Origin of the sequence: Sphingobacterium allocomposti, assembly GCF_008124885.1 — a bacterium.
GTDB classification, from domain to species: Bacteria; Bacteroidota; Bacteroidia; order Sphingobacteriales; family Sphingobacteriaceae; genus Sphingobacterium; species Sphingobacterium allocomposti.
In genome coordinates this window covers 60,953-79,101 of sequence record NZ_VNHX01000013.1, presented here as the reverse complement: position 1 = coordinate 79,101, position 18,149 = coordinate 60,953, and the positions used below count along the sequence as shown (strand labels likewise).

Genomic DNA, 18,149 nt, shown 5'->3' with positions numbered 1-18,149 from the left:
AGATGGTGTAACACATTTCAAAATCTTTTCTATATTTGGCTCAATTTTTAACAAGTCTAAATAAGAAAAGATGGTATTTAGAAACAAGCAGTCAAGGAAAACGTGGCTTCTCGCGTTATTGGTCACTTCAAACGTGATGGTCGTAGCGCAGGAGGTTCAGCTGTCCGTACGGAATGCGCAGCACGAAGCGCTCGAAAACGCGAACGTATGGATTGATGGTAAACATCAGGGCTTAACGGACAATTACGGGAGGATACGTTTCGCCAGACCTGCCACCAAGGTGTTCCAGGTTCGGGTATCGTACTCGGGGCTCCCCGACAGAGTCCACCGCGTCGCCGTAGACACATTAAATGCCCCTCTTGAACTTCGTATGGGCGATCAGCGAAACCTCGATGAAGTCGTGGTCACAGCGGGCCGTAAGCCTGAAAGTATCTCCACAATACCATCTTCTATATCTATACTGACCGCAAAAGAAATTGAAGCGCAAAGCCAGATCAGCACCAATATTGCAAGCGTTTTGGGAAACACCATACCGGGGCTGGGGGTCGCAACGCCCAAGGGAACAAACTCGGGACAGACACTCAGAGGACGTGCCGTTTTAGTCCTTATCGACGGTATTCCTCAATCCACGCCGCTCATGAACGGGGCGCGCGATATCCGTTCTATCGATCCGGGTGTTATCGAACGCGTTGAGGTGATTAAAGGAGCCACCTCCATTTACGGTAACGGATCTGCAGGAGGAATAATTAATTACATAACGAAGAAGAACAACCCCGGCGCTCCCGTACTTGGCGGAAGCACAACCATTCGTGGTACATTAAATCCTTATCACGCAAGCGAGACGGGAGGATATCGGTTTGTACAAACATTGTATGGACGGAAAAACAAATTCAGCTACACCGCCAGCGGTGCTTTTGACTATACAGGACTTCAGCGCGACGGAGATGGCGTGCCCGTCGGACAGACCGACGGCTTGTCCAACAACAACCAATACAACGCCTTCTTAAAACTAGGATATGATATTGACGACCGTTCGAACCTTTCCCTCGTCTACAATTTTTTTAATAGCTTACAGCATGCGCGTTACATTAGCCAAAACGGGAAGTATGGAGAAACGCCAACGATCGGCATTCCGGGAAAAGATCCCGGCGCCAACACCGGGACACGCTATAACCACAACGCTATGCTCATGTATTCCCGCGATGGCGTATTTGGACATACATCGCTTCACCTCTCCGCGTTTTATAATACGTTTCGCTCCATGAACCGCTACGTGGAAAGGGCAAACTCATGGTACGGCCCCGGACAGTCGCAGATCAACTCGTCAAAAAAGGGATTCCGCGCTGACTTAAATACCCCATTTCATGTTGGGAGATTACAGGCAGAGGTAACCTATGGTCTTGATCTTTTAAACGATGTCACCTATCAGGACCTCACAGACGGCCGCGTGTTTGTCCCCAAGATGAACATGTTCAATTATGCACCTTTTGCGCAGCTTACCGTGAATGTGCTGGAAAACCTCATCTTTAAAGGAGGGGTGCGCTACGAAGATGCCTCGGTAGAGATCAAAGACTTTACCACGTTGCCGACAGGGCCCGGAAGTGAGGGTAGCATCGCCGTACAGGGAGGAATCATTCCTTACAGAGGCACCACGTTTAATGCAGGACTACGCTATAATAAATATGGATTTTTTAATCCGTTCATCAGTTTCTCGCAGGGATTTACAATCAATGAGCTCGGCCGGATCGTCCGTGCAGCCACCGATAGCGACCTGAAGAACATACAGACAGATCCGATTGTCACAAACAACTACGAGGCGGGGTTCTCCAGCCATATTGGTATTTTTAATTTTTCCGCCGCATACTTTATCAGTACTTCCAAGCTGGGTGTAAATCTCAAGGCCGATGAACGGGGATACTTTTTCCCCGAGCGCGCCCCGGAACGGGTTTATGGATATGAATTTGCGGTGGATACGAGGCTGTCGGCGCAATGGACGTTAGGCGGAACATATTCGTTCGTAGAAGGCAAAGCCAAACAGGATGACGGAACGAAGGTTTACCTCGGCGGAAGCCGCATTATGCCGCGCAAGGCCACTGCTTACATCAATTATACACCGAATCGCGCGCTCGATTTACAGCTTTCCTGGGTGCACACAGGCAAAAGGGATCGGTTCGAGCCGAACCAAAACGGTGTATACCTCGGAAACGAAGGCCCTGTAACAGCTATCGACCTCTTTCATTTCAACGCAGGGTACAAGCTAACGAGACAGTGGTCGTTAGGGCTGGGGATAGCAAATGTCTTTAATATGGACTATTATACGTTGTACAGCCAGTCGTCCGCAACCGATGCGAACTATGTAAAAGGAGAGGGAGCGAACATGTCTCTTAATATCAACTACAGATTTTAAACGTGATTCGAAAGGGACTTCTCTGGCTGCATAAATGGCTCGGCATCGTTACAGGAACCGTCGTGTTTCTCGTGAGCTTGAGCGGAGCCATTTATTGCTTCCACGACGAACTGAAACTGTTATTTTATCCGGAAAAATATTTCCTGAACCAGGTTGGCGGTGGGCAGCAGCCAAAGCCTCTAACGGAGCTGATCCGGTCGGCAGAATCATATCTACCGCAGGGAGAGCGCGTCTCGCGCGTAGACATATACCCGGCCCGAAACCGCACATGGATCTTCCGTGCCATGGCGACGGACGAAGCCGCCGTTGGACATTGGAATTATTATAGGTACTATAAACGTGTATTTCTTGACCCGTATACGGGCAAGCTGGCCGCGCTTGAAGATTCCAGAACCGAGTTCTTCCAGCTGGTATTACAGCTTCACATGAACCTGTTGCTCGGAAAGACGTACGGACACGCGGCCGTCGGCTATAGCACCGCCGTATTTGTAATACTGCTCCTGACAGGGATAGTCCTGTGGTGGCCTAAAAACAGAAAGCGGAAGACGCTGAAAAGAAGTTTGTGGATAGATACCAAAGCAAAGTGGAAGCGGCTGAACTACGATCTACATAATGTCCTCGGATTCTACAGCTTCTTTGTCGCTCTGGTTCTTGGAGTTACAGGCCTCGTCTATAGCTTTCCGGGTTTCAAAAAGGTATACGTCGGCTTCTTTAACCTCGTAGCCCCAGGTACGGTCCGAGATACGTCGGACCGACAGGTCCAAGGCCGACAGGTGCCATTGCTTTTCGATGATACGATGGACAATACGCTGCATTATCTTCTGTGTAAACATCCCGATGCAGGCATCATGTCGGTCCGCCTCCGTGGCCCTGAAAGCCCTCTTATCGATGTGCAGGTGCGTATGGAGGAAAAACGGAGCGGAACGTTTAAGTGGTATTACGTTGATCGTAGCACCGGGCGCGTCGAGCAGGTGATAGATAGCGGCCGGCTGACCGGAGGAGAGAAGGCCGGTTCGTTAAATTTCGATCTCCATACCGGAAGTATCGGTGAACTAGGCACGAAAATACTCGCCTGCGTCATCTCTCTTTTCTGTGCAAGTCTCCCCATAACGGGATACATACTATGGTGGAATAAACGTAAAAAATCCGTGAAACGCGAAGGCCGTAAAAAACCGGCCGGGAACCAACAGTAACGTGCGTGGGTACCACGATCAGATTCACGTTTAAAGCATCCGCCTCAAAGGCCGCAAAGAAGAGGAAGCAGTCACTCCGCCCGATTTCGGATGAGGACCCCGGTAGCGATGCCAGATCGGGTACTAACCGACATTTTAAAAAAACTTTTCCCTTTTGTTGTAACAAATGTGATATTTATTCTACCAATAGAGAAACAAAAAACTAAATATGAAACAAATTTTATTTTCTATCGTATTTGTACTTTTGGGGATGAAGAGTACAATTGCGCAAATCAAGGGTGACTGGAAAGGAACGTTAGATGTTCAGGGCACCTCCATAGAAATTATCTTTCATGTGACCGGTAGCGAAGATGCTCTCCAGGCCACTATGGACGTACCTCTACAGGGTGCGGCCGGAATTCCTGTTTCACAGGTTGCTTTCGAAGATAACACGCTCACGTTGACAATTGATCAAGCGGGAATTAAATACACCGGTACACTTGCTGAGAATAAAATTACCGGCACTTACAGTCAGGCCGGACAGGAATTTCCTTTAGTGCTGGAAAAAACGACTGTGACCAAACCCGGAGATACTACCCTTGTGTCAACTAAAGAGCAGATTGCATCTCTGATAGCGCTGGATGCCGGAAACTATACCTATAGCGTCGAGGATTACTTCGCCAAACCTAAAACTTCGGGCTTTCAGCTGTCGCCCAACGGCAAGTACATTTCCTATCGGGAGAAAGATGATAAAAACAAGCGGCACGTAATGGTAAAAGAAGTGGCTACAGGTAAAGTTGTGCGGGCGATCGAGGAAAAAGACGAGCTTATCCGCGGCATGGGCTGGATCAACGACGAACGGCTGGTTTATGTCATGGATCAGGGCGGAAATGAGAACTACCACCTCTATGCGATTAATCTGGATGGTAGCAACAATATTGATCTTACACCTTTCGAAGGCGTCCAGGCATCGATCTTAAACATGCTGAAAGAGCAAAAAGATTATATTATTATCCAGATGAATAAAGACAATAAGCAGGTTTTCGAGCCATATAAAGTCAATATTCATACCGGAGCCATGGAAAAGCTGTTTACGAACGACGATCCGGCTAATGCCATTGTCGGCTATGAATTCGACAAGGACGGCAATTTGCGCGGTTACGCCAAAATGCTAAACGGTGTTAATGCGCAGTTTTTTTACAAGCCTCAAGGAGCGAAAGAGTTTGAACTTCTTCATACGACAAAATGGGACGAAACTTTTGGCGTCGTATCTTTCAATTACGCATCAGAAAATCCGGACGAGGCCTATGTATTGACGAATCTTGATTCGGATAAAACAAGAATCGTTCTCTACGACCTAAAAGCCAAGAAGGTTCTGAAGGAAATTTATGCAAACAAGGACTATGACGCTAATCTGATTTCGCTTTCCCGCAAAAGAAACTGGGAGGTAGATTTCGTCGGATATGAAGGCGAAAAGGTGGTCGTCCAGCCTGTCAGCCAGACATTTAAAAAGATATACGCGGACCTCGATAAGAAATTTAAAGGCTATGAGTTTGCGATTGCCGGAAAAACCGACAACGAAGACCAATTGCTGGTCGTCGTGCAGAGCGATAAACTGTATGGACGTTACTATCATTACGATACCAAGACCGGTAAGACCACCCTGTTAGTAGACCTGATGCCGCAGTTAAAAGAAGAAGATATGGCGGAAATGCGGCCGATTACCTTCAAATCCCGGGATGGACTGACCGTTCACGGTTATATTACGCTGCCCAAGGAAGCGCTGGAAGGTAAAAAGGTACCGCTTATTGTCAATCCTCACGGCGGGCCGCAGGGAATACGCGACAGCTGGGGCTTCAACCCCGAAACACAGCTGTTCGCCAGCCGCGGCTACGCAACCCTACAGGTGAACTTCCGGATCTCCGGAGGATACGGCAAAGAATTCCTCCGCGCCGGACTTAAGCAGATCGGACGCAAAGCTATGGACGACGTAGAGGACGGTATCCAATACGCTATCGAGCAAGGGTGGGCGGATAAAGATAATATTGCCATTTACGGTGCGAGCCATGGCGGATACGCTGTACTTCGCGGACTGACAAAGACGCCCGACCTTTATAAAGCGGGTGTCGACTACGTCGGCGTTTCGAATATCTTCACGTTAATGAGTTCTATCCCTGAATATTGGAAGCCTTACAAAGACATGTTGTATGAAATCTGGTACGACCTGGATAATGAGGAAGAAGCCAATATTGCCAAAGAAGTTTCCCCATTGTTCCATATCGACAAGATCAAAGCTCCTCTGTTTGTTGTTCAGGGGGCAAACGACCCACGGGTTAAGATTTCCGAAGCAGACCAGATCGTGAAGGCACTCCGGGAAAAAGGTGTGGACGTCCCTTACATGGTAAAATACGATGAAGGGCATGGATTTGGTAAAGAGGAAAATCAGATCGAGTTTTATAAGGCAATGATGGGCTTTTTCAGCAAACATCTACATTAGTCCTGCGATTCCCGCGTCCCCAATAAAGCCTGCCTTCATCTGATGAAGGCAGGCTTTTTCGTCTTCTATGCGGAGCCGTTTTAGGAAGTCGGTCTAAAGTAGCGGGGCGCCTTTCCAAACTGCCGTTTGAAGGCCACGGTAAACGACGAGGGCGCAGAATATCCCACTTGAAAAGCGATCTCCTTGAAAGATAATCCGGTGTTCTGGATCAGCTCAAGGGCTGTGTTCATACGTACCCGTGCCGTATACTCAAATACACCCATGCCGAACAGACGTTTGAAACCCTTTTTCAGCTTGGATGCGTTCATTGAAAATTCTTTCGCCAGCTGTTCGATCGTATAAAACCGTTCGGCATTAGCCGTGATAAAAGCCTTCACGCTGTGGAGCTTTTGGAGATCCCCCGTCTTAAGGGGGTAGTCGGCGGCCGTCTCTTCGTGCTTCCTAGCAGCCACATTCTCAAAAATAAGCCCCATCAAGAGATATACCTGACTTTTTATATAAAAGTAAGCGCTAATCGATATAGCCGAAAAACCCTGTATATATTGTATCACCTCCTTCATCGCCGGAGCAAGCTCTATCCCCTGTTCAGCCAGCATCGCGGAGTAGCCACCATGGATCGCATCTACAAATCCTGTCGCGATAGCAGCAGATGGGGGCACATGGTTTATTGTATCCTTGTCCAGCAAAATACGGATGTATTGATACGTCACGTCTTTCTTAAAATGTAACTCCACATCGGAATCCATCGCTTGATAATATACATATAGACGGTTTCCCAGATAGATAAACTTCCGCTGTTGGACAGTGCCTGGGACGGACAAAGGCTGAAAAAAAAGGATTACTTCTATTTTACGGCCGCCTTCATGCCGAAAGCGCACGGTTTGGTCTGCCGTATAATACACCTGATATTCACGGATCTCCATGTCTTCCGCCATCAGGATACATCTGCTGGCAACGGCCCCTAAACCTTTATGAAACGACTGCTCTGCGAGCGGTTGCGTACTGTTTTCCTTCATCCCTTTTTCCCTTGAATGGTTTCGCAAACTGTTTGCCCGAAATAATGGTCTGATCAATTATTTAAATATAATCTAAATAACAAAAAAAAAGCGAACCAAGAAAATGTTCAAGAAAAGCGTTACGCGAATAGTTTGTTTTTTGACCTAATAAGGCGGAAAGTACCGTTAGACAATAGGACGTACGGAAAAACGTATTGATTTTTTTACAATCTTATTCGTTCCCACGGTGGGTCTCCTGCCGGATATATTGTACCTTTAATTGCTTTTTGCTTATTCTAAACCGTTTAAGCAACCTTTATGAATGTAAAAAATTAATTGTAACAAGTTATGTATACGACGAGAAACCTATACCTGGTCGCCCTTCTGTATTGCCTATTGACGGGGGTAAACCTAAGTTACGCACAACAAAAAGATCCTGTTGATCTGGTGGATCCGCTGGTCGGCACCCTGTCGAAATATGAACTATCCCATGGTAACACCTATCCGGCAATAGCCCGGCCGTGGGGAATGAACTTCTGGACACCACAGACAGGAAACATGGGCGATGGGTGGATTTACACCTATACGGCAGACAAGATCAAAGGATTCAAACAGACGCATCAGCCCAGCCCCTGGAATAATGACTATGGACAGTTTGCCCTGATGCCGTTGACGGGAACACCCTATTTTGACCAGGAAAAACGGGCCAGCTGGTTTTCTCATAAGGCCGAGGAGGCTAGTCCCTACTATTATAGTGTATATCTTGCAGACTACGACGTTCGGGCGGAGTTAAGCCCGACATCCCGCGCCGCCATATTCAGGCTGACTTTCCCCCATAGTGATAGTGCATTTGTTGTTATTGATGCTTTTGACAAGGGGTCCTTTGTCAAGGTGATCCCTGCCGAGAACAAGATCGTCGGGTATTCGACCAAAAACAGCGGTGGCGTGCCCGATAATTTTAAGAATTACTTTGTTATTGAATTTGATAAGCCATTTACATTCAATACGGTGGTGGGAGATGGAAAATTCCTGGAGCGCACGTCGGAGGTTGAGGCCGACCATAGTGGCGCTATTGTTGGCTTTTCTACAAAAAGAGGTGAGCAGGTTCATGTTAGGGTGGCCTCATCGTTTATTAGCCTTGAACAGGCCGAGCGGAATTTAAAAGAAGTAAAGGGAAAGGAATTTGAGCAAATAAAAGCCGAGGGGAGAGCCGAGTGGAACGAGGTCCTTGGAAAGATCAAGATCGAAGACGACCGCACGGAAAAGTTGAAGACTTTTTACTCCTGCCTCTATCGGGCGACGCTCTTTCCGCGGGATCTTTCTGAGATCGATGCCGAAGGACGGCGTGTACACTACAGCCCCTATAACGGGGAGGTGCTGCCGGGCTACCTGTTTACTGACACGGGTTTCTGGGACACCTTTAGAAGTCTCTTTCCGCTATTGAACTTTATCTATCCTTCCATGAACGAAAAAATGCAGGAGGGGCTCGTCAATGCGTATAAGGAAAGCGGATTTTTGCCGGAATGGGCAAGCCCCGGACATCGGGCATCCATGATTGGGAACAACTCTGCCTCGGTCGTGGCGGATGCTTATCTCCAAGGGTTAAAAGGGTATGATGCCGACATACTCTGGGAGGCCGTTCTGCATGGGGCAAATCACGTGCATCCCACGAATTCGTCGACGGGGCGCGCCGGATTCAACTGGTATAATCAGCTTGGATATATTCCTTTTGGGGAAGATATCAACCAGAATGTTGCCCGTACCCTCGAATACGCATACGCCGACTGGTGCATATACCGGTTTGGTCAGGCGTTGGGAAAGCCGGAATCCGAGTTGGAGCCCTATGCCAAGCGCGCACTAAACTATCAGCGCCTGTATGACAACCAGACGGCCCTGATGCGGGCGCGGGACAAATCCGGAAAGTTTATCGAACCCTTTGACCCCAGCGGCTGGACACGCGAATACACAGAAGGTAACGCCTGGCATTGGAGCTTTTGCGTTTTTCATGATCCGCAAGGGTTGATTAACCTGATGGGTGGAAAGGATAGATTTGTTCAGATGCTGGATACGGTTTTCGTTATACCGAGTACCGAAGGAATGAAAAGCCGAAGTATGATTCACGAGATGCGGGAAATGCAGGTCATGGACATGGGCCAATATGCCCATGGAAATCAGCCGATTCAACATATGCCCTATCTATATAACTATGCAGGTCAGCCATGGAAGACGCAATATTGGGTGAGGCAGATTATGGACAAGCTGTATTCGGCGACGCCCGACGGTTATTGCGGCGATGAAGACAACGGGCAGACATCGGCATGGTACGTATTTTCGTCATTGGGATTCTATCCCGTAGCCCCGGGATCGGGCGAATACATTATTGGCTCGCCCCAGTTTAAAAAAGCAACAATCTTTTTCGAAAACGGCAAAACGCTAACCCTCACCTCCGAAAATACAGGAGAGGAAAACTACTATATCCGCGACGTGCGCTGGAATAAAAAAAGGTACCATGCGAATTATCTTCCCATTCAGCAGCTGAAAGAAGGGGGGAACATCCGTTTCTATATGGACGCACAGCCAAACTACAAGCGCGGTATCGGTCCGCAAGATGTTCCGTATTCGTTTTCCGATCCGCTAAACACCAACGAAATGAATCAATAAAAAGATAAGGTTATGAACAGAAACAAACTATGGCTCATTGTATGTCTCTTTATAGCCGGCAGCATCGCCTATGGACAGCAGGCAGTCGGCACCGCACTAAAAGTGGGGAGCTACAATATCCGGTACGACAACGAAGGCGACAGAAAGAACGGAAACGGATGGCCGTCGCGTTTTCCGGTCGTCGCTTCTATCATCCAATACGCTGATCTCGATATTTTCGGCGCACAGGAGGTGCTGCACAATCAGCTGGAAGACCTGCAGCAGGCATTGACGGCTTACGATTATGTGGGTGTCGGCCGCGACGATGGCCGGACAAAAGGGGAATATGCTCCCATATTTTATAAAAGAGAGCGGTTTGCAAAATTGGGAGAGGGGGTGTTCTGGCTATCCGAAACGCCGGACCGGCCTTCGAAAGGGTGGGACGCTGCCTTGCCGCGTATCTGCACCTGGGTCTCGCTGCGCGATAAAAATAGCGGAAAGCAGCTCTGGTTTTTCAACTTGCACCTGGACCATGTGGGAATGATAGCCCGGGAAAAAAGCTGTGAGTTGGTGTTAACCGAAATAAAAAAACGAGTAGGGGACGGAACCGCCATATTAACCGGAGATTTTAACGTCGATCAAAACACAGCGATGTATCGCATTCTATCCAGCTCCGGCGTAGTGAAAGACAGCTACGCTGCTGCGGCATTCCGATATGCCTGGAACGGCACATTTAATGCGTTCGATACAAACCTGTATACCGAAAGCCGGATCGACCATGTGTTCGTATCCACGCCGGTGGAGGTGAAAAAATATGCGTTGTTAACCGACTCGTACAGGAGTCCCCAAGCGAACGGCAGAGAAATAAAAAAAGGCGATTTTCCCAAAGAACTTTCTTTTAAAGAGTATGTTGTCCGATTACCTTCCGACCATTTTCCGGTAGTTGTAGATCTAGTGATTCCGTAGAACAGGGCACGATTCCTGTGAACGCGCAAGGGCATGTCTTAGCGTAGGTTTCGGGAGTTAGCGCTAAACTAACCCGAATAGGCAGCCGACTAACATCCTTGGGATAAAAAAACGTCATTGCGAGCAAGTAGACGAACGGATAGTTCGTCAGGTTCGCAATGACGCCGATTTAACGCTTTCTGCGTTGTATCGTTTAGAACTGTTATTTTTTCTTTCCTTTTTTCGGAGCGTCAACAGCCTCTTTTAAGGCTTTTCCGGCCGTGAACTTCGGAAGCTTCTTGGCTGCAATTTTTATAGTAGCACCCGTCTGTGGGTTCCTTCCGTTACGTGCTGCACGCTCAGAAATACCGAAGGTCCCGAAACCGATTAACGTAACGGTTTCTCCCTTAGATAAAGAAGATGATACCGCACCTGTAAAACTGTTAACTGCTTTCTCTGCTTGTGACTGCGTAATTCCAGCCTCGCTGGCAATATGCTTGATCAAGTCTGCTTTGTTCATTATATTTAAATTTAAGATTGATAGTTTCTATACTAATTCTATGCCATGATTCACAAATTCTTGTTTTCGAACCTGGCTGCTTCCAAAATAACCAACCAACCCCACATATTCTTCTTATTTCCGGCAAGCTTCCCCAGTCAAACTAACGTGAATCTCTTAGGTTTATTCTCGTTGTGTGCCCTAATATAGATATAAAATAAATTAAAGTCAAAATAATGATAATAAATACTGCTTTTTTTTAATTTAAAGCTAGTGGCTGGCTTTTTTTTAAGGAAACTGCGCATCCTGGGCCAAATCGGCAGGAAATCTTCCCCAACAGGCCTAGCACAAAAATAAACTGTTGTGAAGTGTAGGGAAATTTGTACAGCGCGTAAAGGTTGCTATACATTTCGTACTACCCTGTGTGCCTTTTTTCTGCGCCATCGATCACGTCGCTTTTACCTGGCATAAGAAAAGAATAATCTGTGGCCGTATCCATATCTTTGTACCCGGAGAGGGGCCGGAGGGAAGAGCGATCAACACTAGAGACGGAAATAAATGACTGCAGAAAAAAAAAGACACACCTGTTCACACGGACATACTTATTATAAGCGCAGCGACTGCCGGACGTGTCCGACATGTGAAGCGGCCCGAAAGCCGTCGACGGGTTTCCTGGCGCGTTTAGGCAGTCCGGCACGGAACGCGCTGCTCGCGCATGGCCTAGGCAGCTTATCAGCGTTGTCGCAGTGCACGGAGAAAGAGATTCTTGGGTTACATGGCATAGGTAAGACATCCATCCCTATCCTAGCAGCGGCATTGGCGGAGGAAGGCCTGTCCTTTCGAGAAGAGGGCAGCGCAGGAGCAACCTAAAATAACCTATGAGGTCACGACGCCGATATGCTTCCTACAGCTTTGCCGCACGGGACCCGCGCCGCCGCGCGTAACATTCTTTTTTAAGTTTGGCAAAAGTGGTATATTGGTAAGCCCGATAGCGTTGTTAAAGGATTATCACCGTACAGATAGCTCTTTCTAAACGACGCATGACGGTCTTCGTAAATAAAAACAGTATACAATGAAATCTGCTCTTATCTCTCTTTCCCGGGTCTGCGTCTGGCTGACCGTCTTTGTATGTTTTGGTGCTCCAGTCCATGCGCAACGGACGCAGAAGCCTCCGCTGCACGGTAAACATTGGATGGCTATAACGGGCAAACCGCTTGCGGCCACGGCGGGCGCTCAGCTTTTTCAGCAAGGAGGAAATGCAGTCGACGCCGCCTGTGCCATGCTGGCCGCTACGTGTACGATGTGGGACGTCCTGAGTTGGGGCGGTGAGACGCAGGCATTGATCTACCATCCTAAACTAAAGAAGGTAATCGCTATTAATGCGCTGGGCGTAGCACCGACAGGGGCGACAGTAGATTTTTTTAAGTCCAAAGGTTACGATTTTCCGCCCGAATACGGGCCGCTGGCAGCCGTCACCCCCGGGACACCGGGAGGTCTTTGTCATATGTTGGCAGCGTACGGCACAAAGAGCCTGGCAGAGGTGCTCGCTCCGGCAATGGAGATGGCCGCAGGATATCCTATAGACGCACAGACCGCGAATAGCATCGAACGTGGCAAAGACAGAATTAAACAATGGCCTTATAGTAAGAAAGTATTCCTGATCCACGAAGGCGAAGACCGCGAGGCACCCCATGCCGGCGAAATATTTGTGCAGGAGGATCTGCTCCGTACATTGCGTAAGATGGTGGAAGCCGAAAGCGAAGCATTAGCCTCCGGAAAGGGTAGAAAGGAAGCGATCATGGCAGCCTACGACCGCTTTTATAAGGGCGATATTGCCGATGAGTTCGTGCGTGGCAGCAAAGAGCAGGGCGGATTGATTACGAAGGAAGATCTGGCAAACTGGAAACCACTGGAAGAAGAGCCATTAAAGATTACATACAAAGGCGTCGATGTGTATAAATTGCAGGAGTGGACGCAGGGGCCGGTGATGCTGCAGGCATTGCAGATTCTGAAAAATTTTGATCTGCGTGGCATGGGATACAACAGCGTACCCTACATACATACCCTGTATCAGGCGATGAATCTATCGTTCGCAGATCGCGATTTTTACTATGGCGATCCCTATTTTACGCCTAAGACCCCGATCCAGGGGCTGCTTAGCGAAGAATATGGAAGAGAACGGTCAAAGGAGATCGATCCGCATAGAAATAAGCCAACAATAGGGCCCGGAGACCCTTATCCGTTTGAGGGAAAGCAAAATCCATACGTTTCCCTGTTGGAAAGAAGGAAGCAGTTGGTGCAGCCCGGAAAAGAGGAGAAAGGCGACTTCCTGCCTAAGCATGATGCTACGCCGCCAACCGCTGCCGTAGGTAGCGCGTCCGGTGCGGGCAGCACGCTGCCTGTGGACAGCGTATACGTCGACCGCCTGCTGCGCGGGACGACGAGTGTCGAAGCGGCGGATGCCGAAGGGTGGGTCGTATCCATCACACCCAGCGGAGGATGGGTACCCGCATGTATAGCAGGAAACACGGGCATCGGCATGAGCCAGCGTCTACAGAGTTTCGTGCTGGATTCCCTAATCAGCCCGTTTAACGTGATAGCCCCCGGCAAAAGACCCCGCGTAACACTGACTCCCGCTTTGGCCCTTAAGGATGGAAAGCCCTTTTTGTCGTTCGCCGTGCAGGGTGGAGATACGCAGGACCAAAACCTTTTACAATTTTTTCTTAACATGGTAGAGTTCGGGATGACGCCTCAGCAGGCGAGTGAAGCCGCCAACATAAATAGCAATCAGCTCTGGCTCTCATTGGGCGGAACAAAAACGGACGACCGGAAACCGCGTAGCGGCAGCCTGCTGTTGAGTAAGGAAACGGCGGTGGATACCATCGAAAAACTAAAGTCTATGGGATATACTGTACAGCTCGGCGAAAGGACCAGCGGACCGATTAATGCGATCTACTTTGATGAGCGCCACGGAACATTGTGGGGAGGGAGCAGCAATAACGGCGAGGACTACGGGATCGGTTGGTAAAGAAGGCGTTAATAAAAAGCGGATGCTCCTCAAAAAGGGCATCCGCTTTTTTTCTGGTGCTAGTATCGTTGACCGCCCCGGAAGATTACCGTTGTATCACCTGGCCACCGGACGACTTGCTGACCTGAATATGTTTGGGCTTGCCGACGTGGGCAATTTTTCCAGACGAAGAGACGCTCCCTGCCAAATTATCGGTCACGTTGGCCACAAGCGTGGCAGACGAATTAGCCTGAACCGAGGCCGATTTAATGGTCATGCGGTCCAGATCCGCGGTGCACGAAGAACTAAGGTGGATGGACGCTGTTTCCGCAGAGCCCCCCAGCTTAAGCTTTCCTGAGCTCGAACCGGTGATGTTCAGCTGCGATGCCGTAATGCGTCCCTCGACGCGCCCCGACGAGCTAACCGAGACGCTCGCCTCGCGTGCTGCGATTTCTTGGGCAAAGAGTTTTCCGGAAGACGATACCGTGATGTTCACCTGAGAAAGCTTCATGGCATCTTCCAGGTGCAGCATGCCGCTCGACGATACATTGATGCCTGCCAACTGACCGGTGGAGTACACGGTCACTTTGCTATTCGTCCTCGTGCGGATGTTGCTGTTCTGCTTATATTGTATCTTCAGGGTGCCATTTTCGACAACCGTCAGTAGTTTGGCCAAATGGTCCGGGTTCTCTACCTCGACAACTACCTCGTTCCGGCTCGAGTAAACGTAGCGGGTTTCAATGGATGTGGCCACGGAAATGGCCCGCGGAGCAGCTATTTTACGGGTTTCCTTGTGTTGGGCTTGTAGCGTTATCGCAGTAACGATGAAGGCGATGGTCAGTATTCTTTTCATTATATATAGTTATGTGAATTGGCTTGCTAATAGCGCCGTTCGTCACACCTCCGGACGGCTATCGCTAATTTATCAATTATTCATGTAAAATACAAGGATGCCGCCCGCACAACAAGGAAAGATGTAATATTGACCGATGCCGTCCAATCTACTCTTCTATAAAAACGAATTTGTCGGTTCCATCGACGCGTTCGAATTCACTGCCTATAGGATTGTCCAGATACGGAATAACCGAACTGTCGAGGTCTGCAACGGCACGGATGTCGCCTACCGGAACGAGCTCCTGATGATCGTCATAAGCACTGGCAAAGAAGCGCCAGCCGCTGTCGGACTCATGATGCGGTTTTTCCCGGAACATGTATCCGACGGGCATTCCCCCGGTCAGAATTGTGTCGGAGACAAGGCAACTCCCTGAAGGTGCCGTCTGTTTTGTGTCTGCTAATTCCATTTCATTCTTTTTCATGGCCGACCTTATTTTCTATAAGAACCACGGAGAGCCCGAAAGGATTTCTTTATCTGCTGCGCCGCGGCCGTTACGGCCCCGTCCGCAGGTAGCCGGGACGGCTATCCCCACGGTTAGGCGGGATCATCCGGACAACACCGCCAGCCAAAAACAAACTCCTGAAGCGGGAACTTACAGGAGTCTATTAAACTAACCATTATTAAACCTAAAAATTATAAATCGTGTAAATACCTGCAATAGCAATGCCAACATGGGGGAGCGATAGTAATTTAATTGTAAAGTTACGCACTAGGGAAACAACAGAGCTGATAGCTTGGGCAAAAAGACGATCAATCCCACAGCAACGGCAAATAACGCAGAAAGAAGTACCCCGGCGGCTCCGAGATCTTTTATTCTTTTTATCCGTGGATTGCACTCCTGTGTCATGAAATCTGCCATATGTTCGATGGCCGTATTCCATATTTCGGACACCAGCACCAAACCAATGGCAAACACAATTGCCGTCCACTCATAGGCCGAAAGTCCCAGGACGAAGCCGGCGACGAGCACCACCACGGCGGCCGCCACATGTATCCTTGCGTTATGCTCCACGAAAAATATCTTCATACCCGCGAAGGCATGTGTAAAGCTTTTGATCCTATCCGAAAAAGAAAATGGCTGCTCTTTCATAGTCATTTAGTTTGTTGCTGGTACCCAGGTGGTAGGCTCCATCTGCTTCGTATTACCGCTCTGCAGGCAGGAACTTACATGGAGGTCCTCATAAAGATAACCAAAAAAAGACCTACGGCGAACTGCTGGCATCGGCTTCGCTGCCGTCGGACGGAAACAATGCCAAAAACTTCCTATTTTTATAAAACACTTTCATAGAACAGGTATGCTTATTATCGATTCACCTTATCATGACGCTTATTTCAATATCGCTTCGGAGGAGTACCTATTGCAAAAATATCCACGCGAAGATATCTTTCTGTTATATATCAATGCCCCCTCCATCATCGTCGGCAAGTTCCAGAATACAATGGCCGAAATCAATCTGGACTACGTCCGTGAGAATGACATCAAGGTCGTCAGGAGGCTCTCGGGCGGAGGCTCGGTATACCATGATCTCGGAAATTTAAACTTTTCTTTTCACACTTTATCAGGCGGAAACGACTTTATGGACTTTTCTGCTTTTACCGAACCTGTTCTCCGGCTATTGAACAAATTGGGTATAGGAGCACGATTGGAGGGAAGAAACGACCTGCTCGTGGAGGGCAAAAAGTTCAGTGGCAACGCCAAGTTTGTAAAAAATGGCAAGATGGTTCAACACGGAACGATTTTGTTCGATTCACGTATGGATGTCCTAGCCGATGCGCTGAAAGTCAACCCACTGAAATTCGTAGACAAGGCTGTCAAGTCTAACCGGGCCCGCGTGGTCAATCTCGTGAGCTACTTTCCCGAAGGTACAACAATAGCATCTTTTAAGCAGCTGCTTCTTGATGAAATGCTGTCCAACAACCCGGCGGCACAGATGTACACGTTCACAGAGGAAGATAAGCGCGCTGTGGAAGAGCTCGTTATCCGAAAATACAGCACATGGGAATGGAACTACGGATTTTCACCCAACTATAATTTCCGGCAGGCAATCAAAATCCCGGCAGGATTTATTGAATTGCATCTCGACGTGCACAATGGCTACATCGTGCACGCTAAGATCTTCGGCGACTTTTTTGCATCGCACCCTATAGAAGAGCTGGAGGAAAAGCTGCTTGGGCAACGGCATGATATAGCAACCCTTGCCTCCCTGCTGGATAATATTGACCTATCAGCCTATTTTGGTAATGTAAAAAAGACAGAAATCATTGAGCTGTTTAAATAGCGCCGGTGGGCGCCCCACCACGGCCCGCCGGCCATTCTTCGTCCACATACGCAACGAGCAGATTTAAGTTTGCCAATGCGTCGCCAATGGTGTTGTTGAAGTAGACATATACCTCCTTGCCCTCTGCCAGCCAGCCGGCGATATACAAGCTGTATTCCTTTAAAAAAGCTTCGTCATAACTACTTCGATAGTTACCATCAGGGCCGTGAAACCGCAGATAAACAGTATCTCCGGCAGCCTGATCTATGTCCACACCCATGCCCCCCTTGTCGTGCAAAACCAAACTGGCTCCATATGCCGACAGTAGTTCGACGCATTCGGAACGGTGCCACGTCCTATTCCGGAACTCCACACATACGCGCCAGCCGGCGGTGTTCAGGTCCGAGATGCAGCTCAATAGTCGATCTAGCTGCGCGACACACGCAAAGCCGGTCGATGGCGGTAGCTGGATGAGCAAACATCCGCGGTTCGTGTCTATCCCGTTGATGGTCTCCATAAAGAGCCGGACATCCGCTTCATCAAAGTGAAGCGATTTATTATGGGTAATACCTTTCCACAGTTTGAATGTAAATCTAAAATCCCTGGGAACTTCCGTAGCCCAGCGGACGATCGTATGGACGCGGGGGATTTTATAAAAAGTGCTGTTTACCTCCACCGAATTATGGAGTAAACCATACACCTCCAGCCGGCTTTTGGCTTGCCACTCCACCGGATAAAATGTTTTGTTTTTATACGGCAGGAGAATGCCACTTGTACCTGAGAAAAAAGAAGCCATTTGATAGTTAAATTTACAATCCGAATGTTGCATGTTGA

14 protein-coding genes are annotated in these 18,149 nt (G+C 48.7%); 8 read left to right on the top strand and 6 right to left on the bottom strand.

From position 1 onward, the window contains the following. Nucleotides 1-70: 70 nt before the first annotated feature. The 3 genes from BC792_RS10770 (at nt 71) to BC792_RS10760 (ending at nt 6,076) form a co-directional block, all read left to right on the top strand. Nucleotides 71-2,407: a TonB-dependent receptor gene (locus BC792_RS10770; RefSeq protein ID WP_148909013.1), complete on the top strand. Its 2,337-nt coding sequence runs from the start codon at nt 71-73 to the stop codon at nt 2,405-2,407. Between the two features lie 2 nt (nt 2,408-2,409). Then, nucleotides 2,410-3,600: a PepSY-associated TM helix domain-containing protein gene (locus tag BC792_RS10765; protein WP_148909012.1), complete on the top strand. Its 1,191-nt coding sequence runs from the start codon at nt 2,410-2,412 to the stop codon at nt 3,598-3,600. Between the two features lie 208 nt (nt 3,601-3,808). After that, the gene (locus BC792_RS10760) at nt 3,809-6,076 is read left to right on the top strand and encodes an alpha/beta hydrolase family protein (protein WP_211357526.1); all 2,268 of its coding nucleotides are present in this window, start codon (nt 3,809-3,811) and stop codon (nt 6,074-6,076) included. An 80-nt stretch (nt 6,077-6,156) separates the two neighbouring features. Here the strand turns inward: BC792_RS10760 and BC792_RS10755 are convergent, their stop codons facing one another. Continuing rightward, on the bottom strand, nt 6,157-7,092 hold the full coding sequence (locus tag BC792_RS10755) for an AraC family transcriptional regulator (protein ID WP_148909011.1): 936 nt from the start codon (nt 7,090-7,092) through the stop codon (nt 6,157-6,159). Between the two features lie 327 nt (nt 7,093-7,419). On the opposite strand from BC792_RS10755, the gene BC792_RS10750 reads away from it, so the two are divergent. After that, nucleotides 7,420-9,732, top strand: coding sequence for a GH92 family glycosyl hydrolase (locus BC792_RS10750; RefSeq protein WP_148909010.1), 2,313 nt, complete (start codon nt 7,420-7,422; stop codon nt 9,730-9,732). 12 nt (nt 9,733-9,744) lie between these two features. Then, entirely contained in the window at nt 9,745-10,677 is a 933-nt protein-coding gene (locus tag BC792_RS10745; protein WP_148909009.1) for an endonuclease/exonuclease/phosphatase family protein, read from the top strand. A gap of 202 nt (nt 10,678-10,879) precedes the next feature. Here the strand turns inward: BC792_RS10745 and BC792_RS10740 are convergent, their stop codons facing one another. Beyond that, nucleotides 10,880-11,176 carry an HU family DNA-binding protein gene (locus BC792_RS10740; RefSeq protein ID WP_148909008.1) on the bottom strand — a complete coding sequence of 99 codons (297 nt, stop codon included), beginning with the start codon at nt 11,174-11,176 and terminating at the stop codon, nt 10,880-10,882. Between the two features lie 537 nt (nt 11,177-11,713). Between BC792_RS10740 and BC792_RS10735 the strand changes: the two genes are divergently transcribed. Together BC792_RS10735 and BC792_RS10730 are read left to right on the top strand one after the other, a co-directional pair. Continuing rightward, nucleotides 11,714-12,025, top strand: coding sequence for a helix-hairpin-helix domain-containing protein (locus BC792_RS10735; protein WP_148909007.1), 312 nt, complete (start codon nt 11,714-11,716; stop codon nt 12,023-12,025). Nucleotides 12,026-12,227: 202 nt separating this feature from the next. Beyond that, entirely contained in the window at nt 12,228-14,183 is a 1,956-nt protein-coding gene (locus BC792_RS10730; protein WP_246154997.1) for a gamma-glutamyltransferase family protein, read from the top strand. Between the two features lie 85 nt (nt 14,184-14,268). Here the strand turns inward: BC792_RS10730 and BC792_RS10725 are convergent, their stop codons facing one another. From BC792_RS10725 to BC792_RS10715, 3 genes are all read right to left on the bottom strand, one after another. Next, complete coding sequence (locus BC792_RS10725) at nt 14,269-15,015, bottom strand: GIN domain-containing protein (RefSeq protein WP_148909006.1); 747 nt, start codon at nt 15,013-15,015, stop codon at nt 14,269-14,271. Between the two features lie 148 nt (nt 15,016-15,163). After that, nucleotides 15,164-15,478: a DUF2185 domain-containing protein gene (locus tag BC792_RS10720; protein ID WP_148909005.1), complete on the bottom strand. Its 315-nt coding sequence runs from the start codon at nt 15,476-15,478 to the stop codon at nt 15,164-15,166. A 288-nt stretch (nt 15,479-15,766) separates the two neighbouring features. Continuing rightward, nucleotides 15,767-16,147: a diacylglycerol kinase family protein gene (locus tag BC792_RS10715; RefSeq protein WP_148909004.1), complete on the bottom strand. Its 381-nt coding sequence runs from the start codon at nt 16,145-16,147 to the stop codon at nt 15,767-15,769. 205 nt (nt 16,148-16,352) lie between these two features. On the opposite strand from BC792_RS10715, the gene lplA reads away from it, so the two are divergent. Next, the gene (lplA, locus tag BC792_RS10710; RefSeq protein ID WP_148909003.1) at nt 16,353-17,336 is read left to right on the top strand and encodes a lipoate--protein ligase; all 984 of its coding nucleotides are present in this window, start codon (nt 16,353-16,355) and stop codon (nt 17,334-17,336) included. Here lplA and BC792_RS10705 read toward each other — a convergent pair. Continuing rightward, a complete protein-coding gene (locus BC792_RS10705; protein ID WP_246154995.1) occupies nt 17,329-18,144 on the bottom strand; it encodes a DUF72 domain-containing protein in 816 nt (271 codons plus the stop codon). The two genes, lplA and BC792_RS10705, sit on opposite strands and share 8 nt — an antisense overlap. Nucleotides 18,145-18,149: the final 5 nt, after the last annotated feature.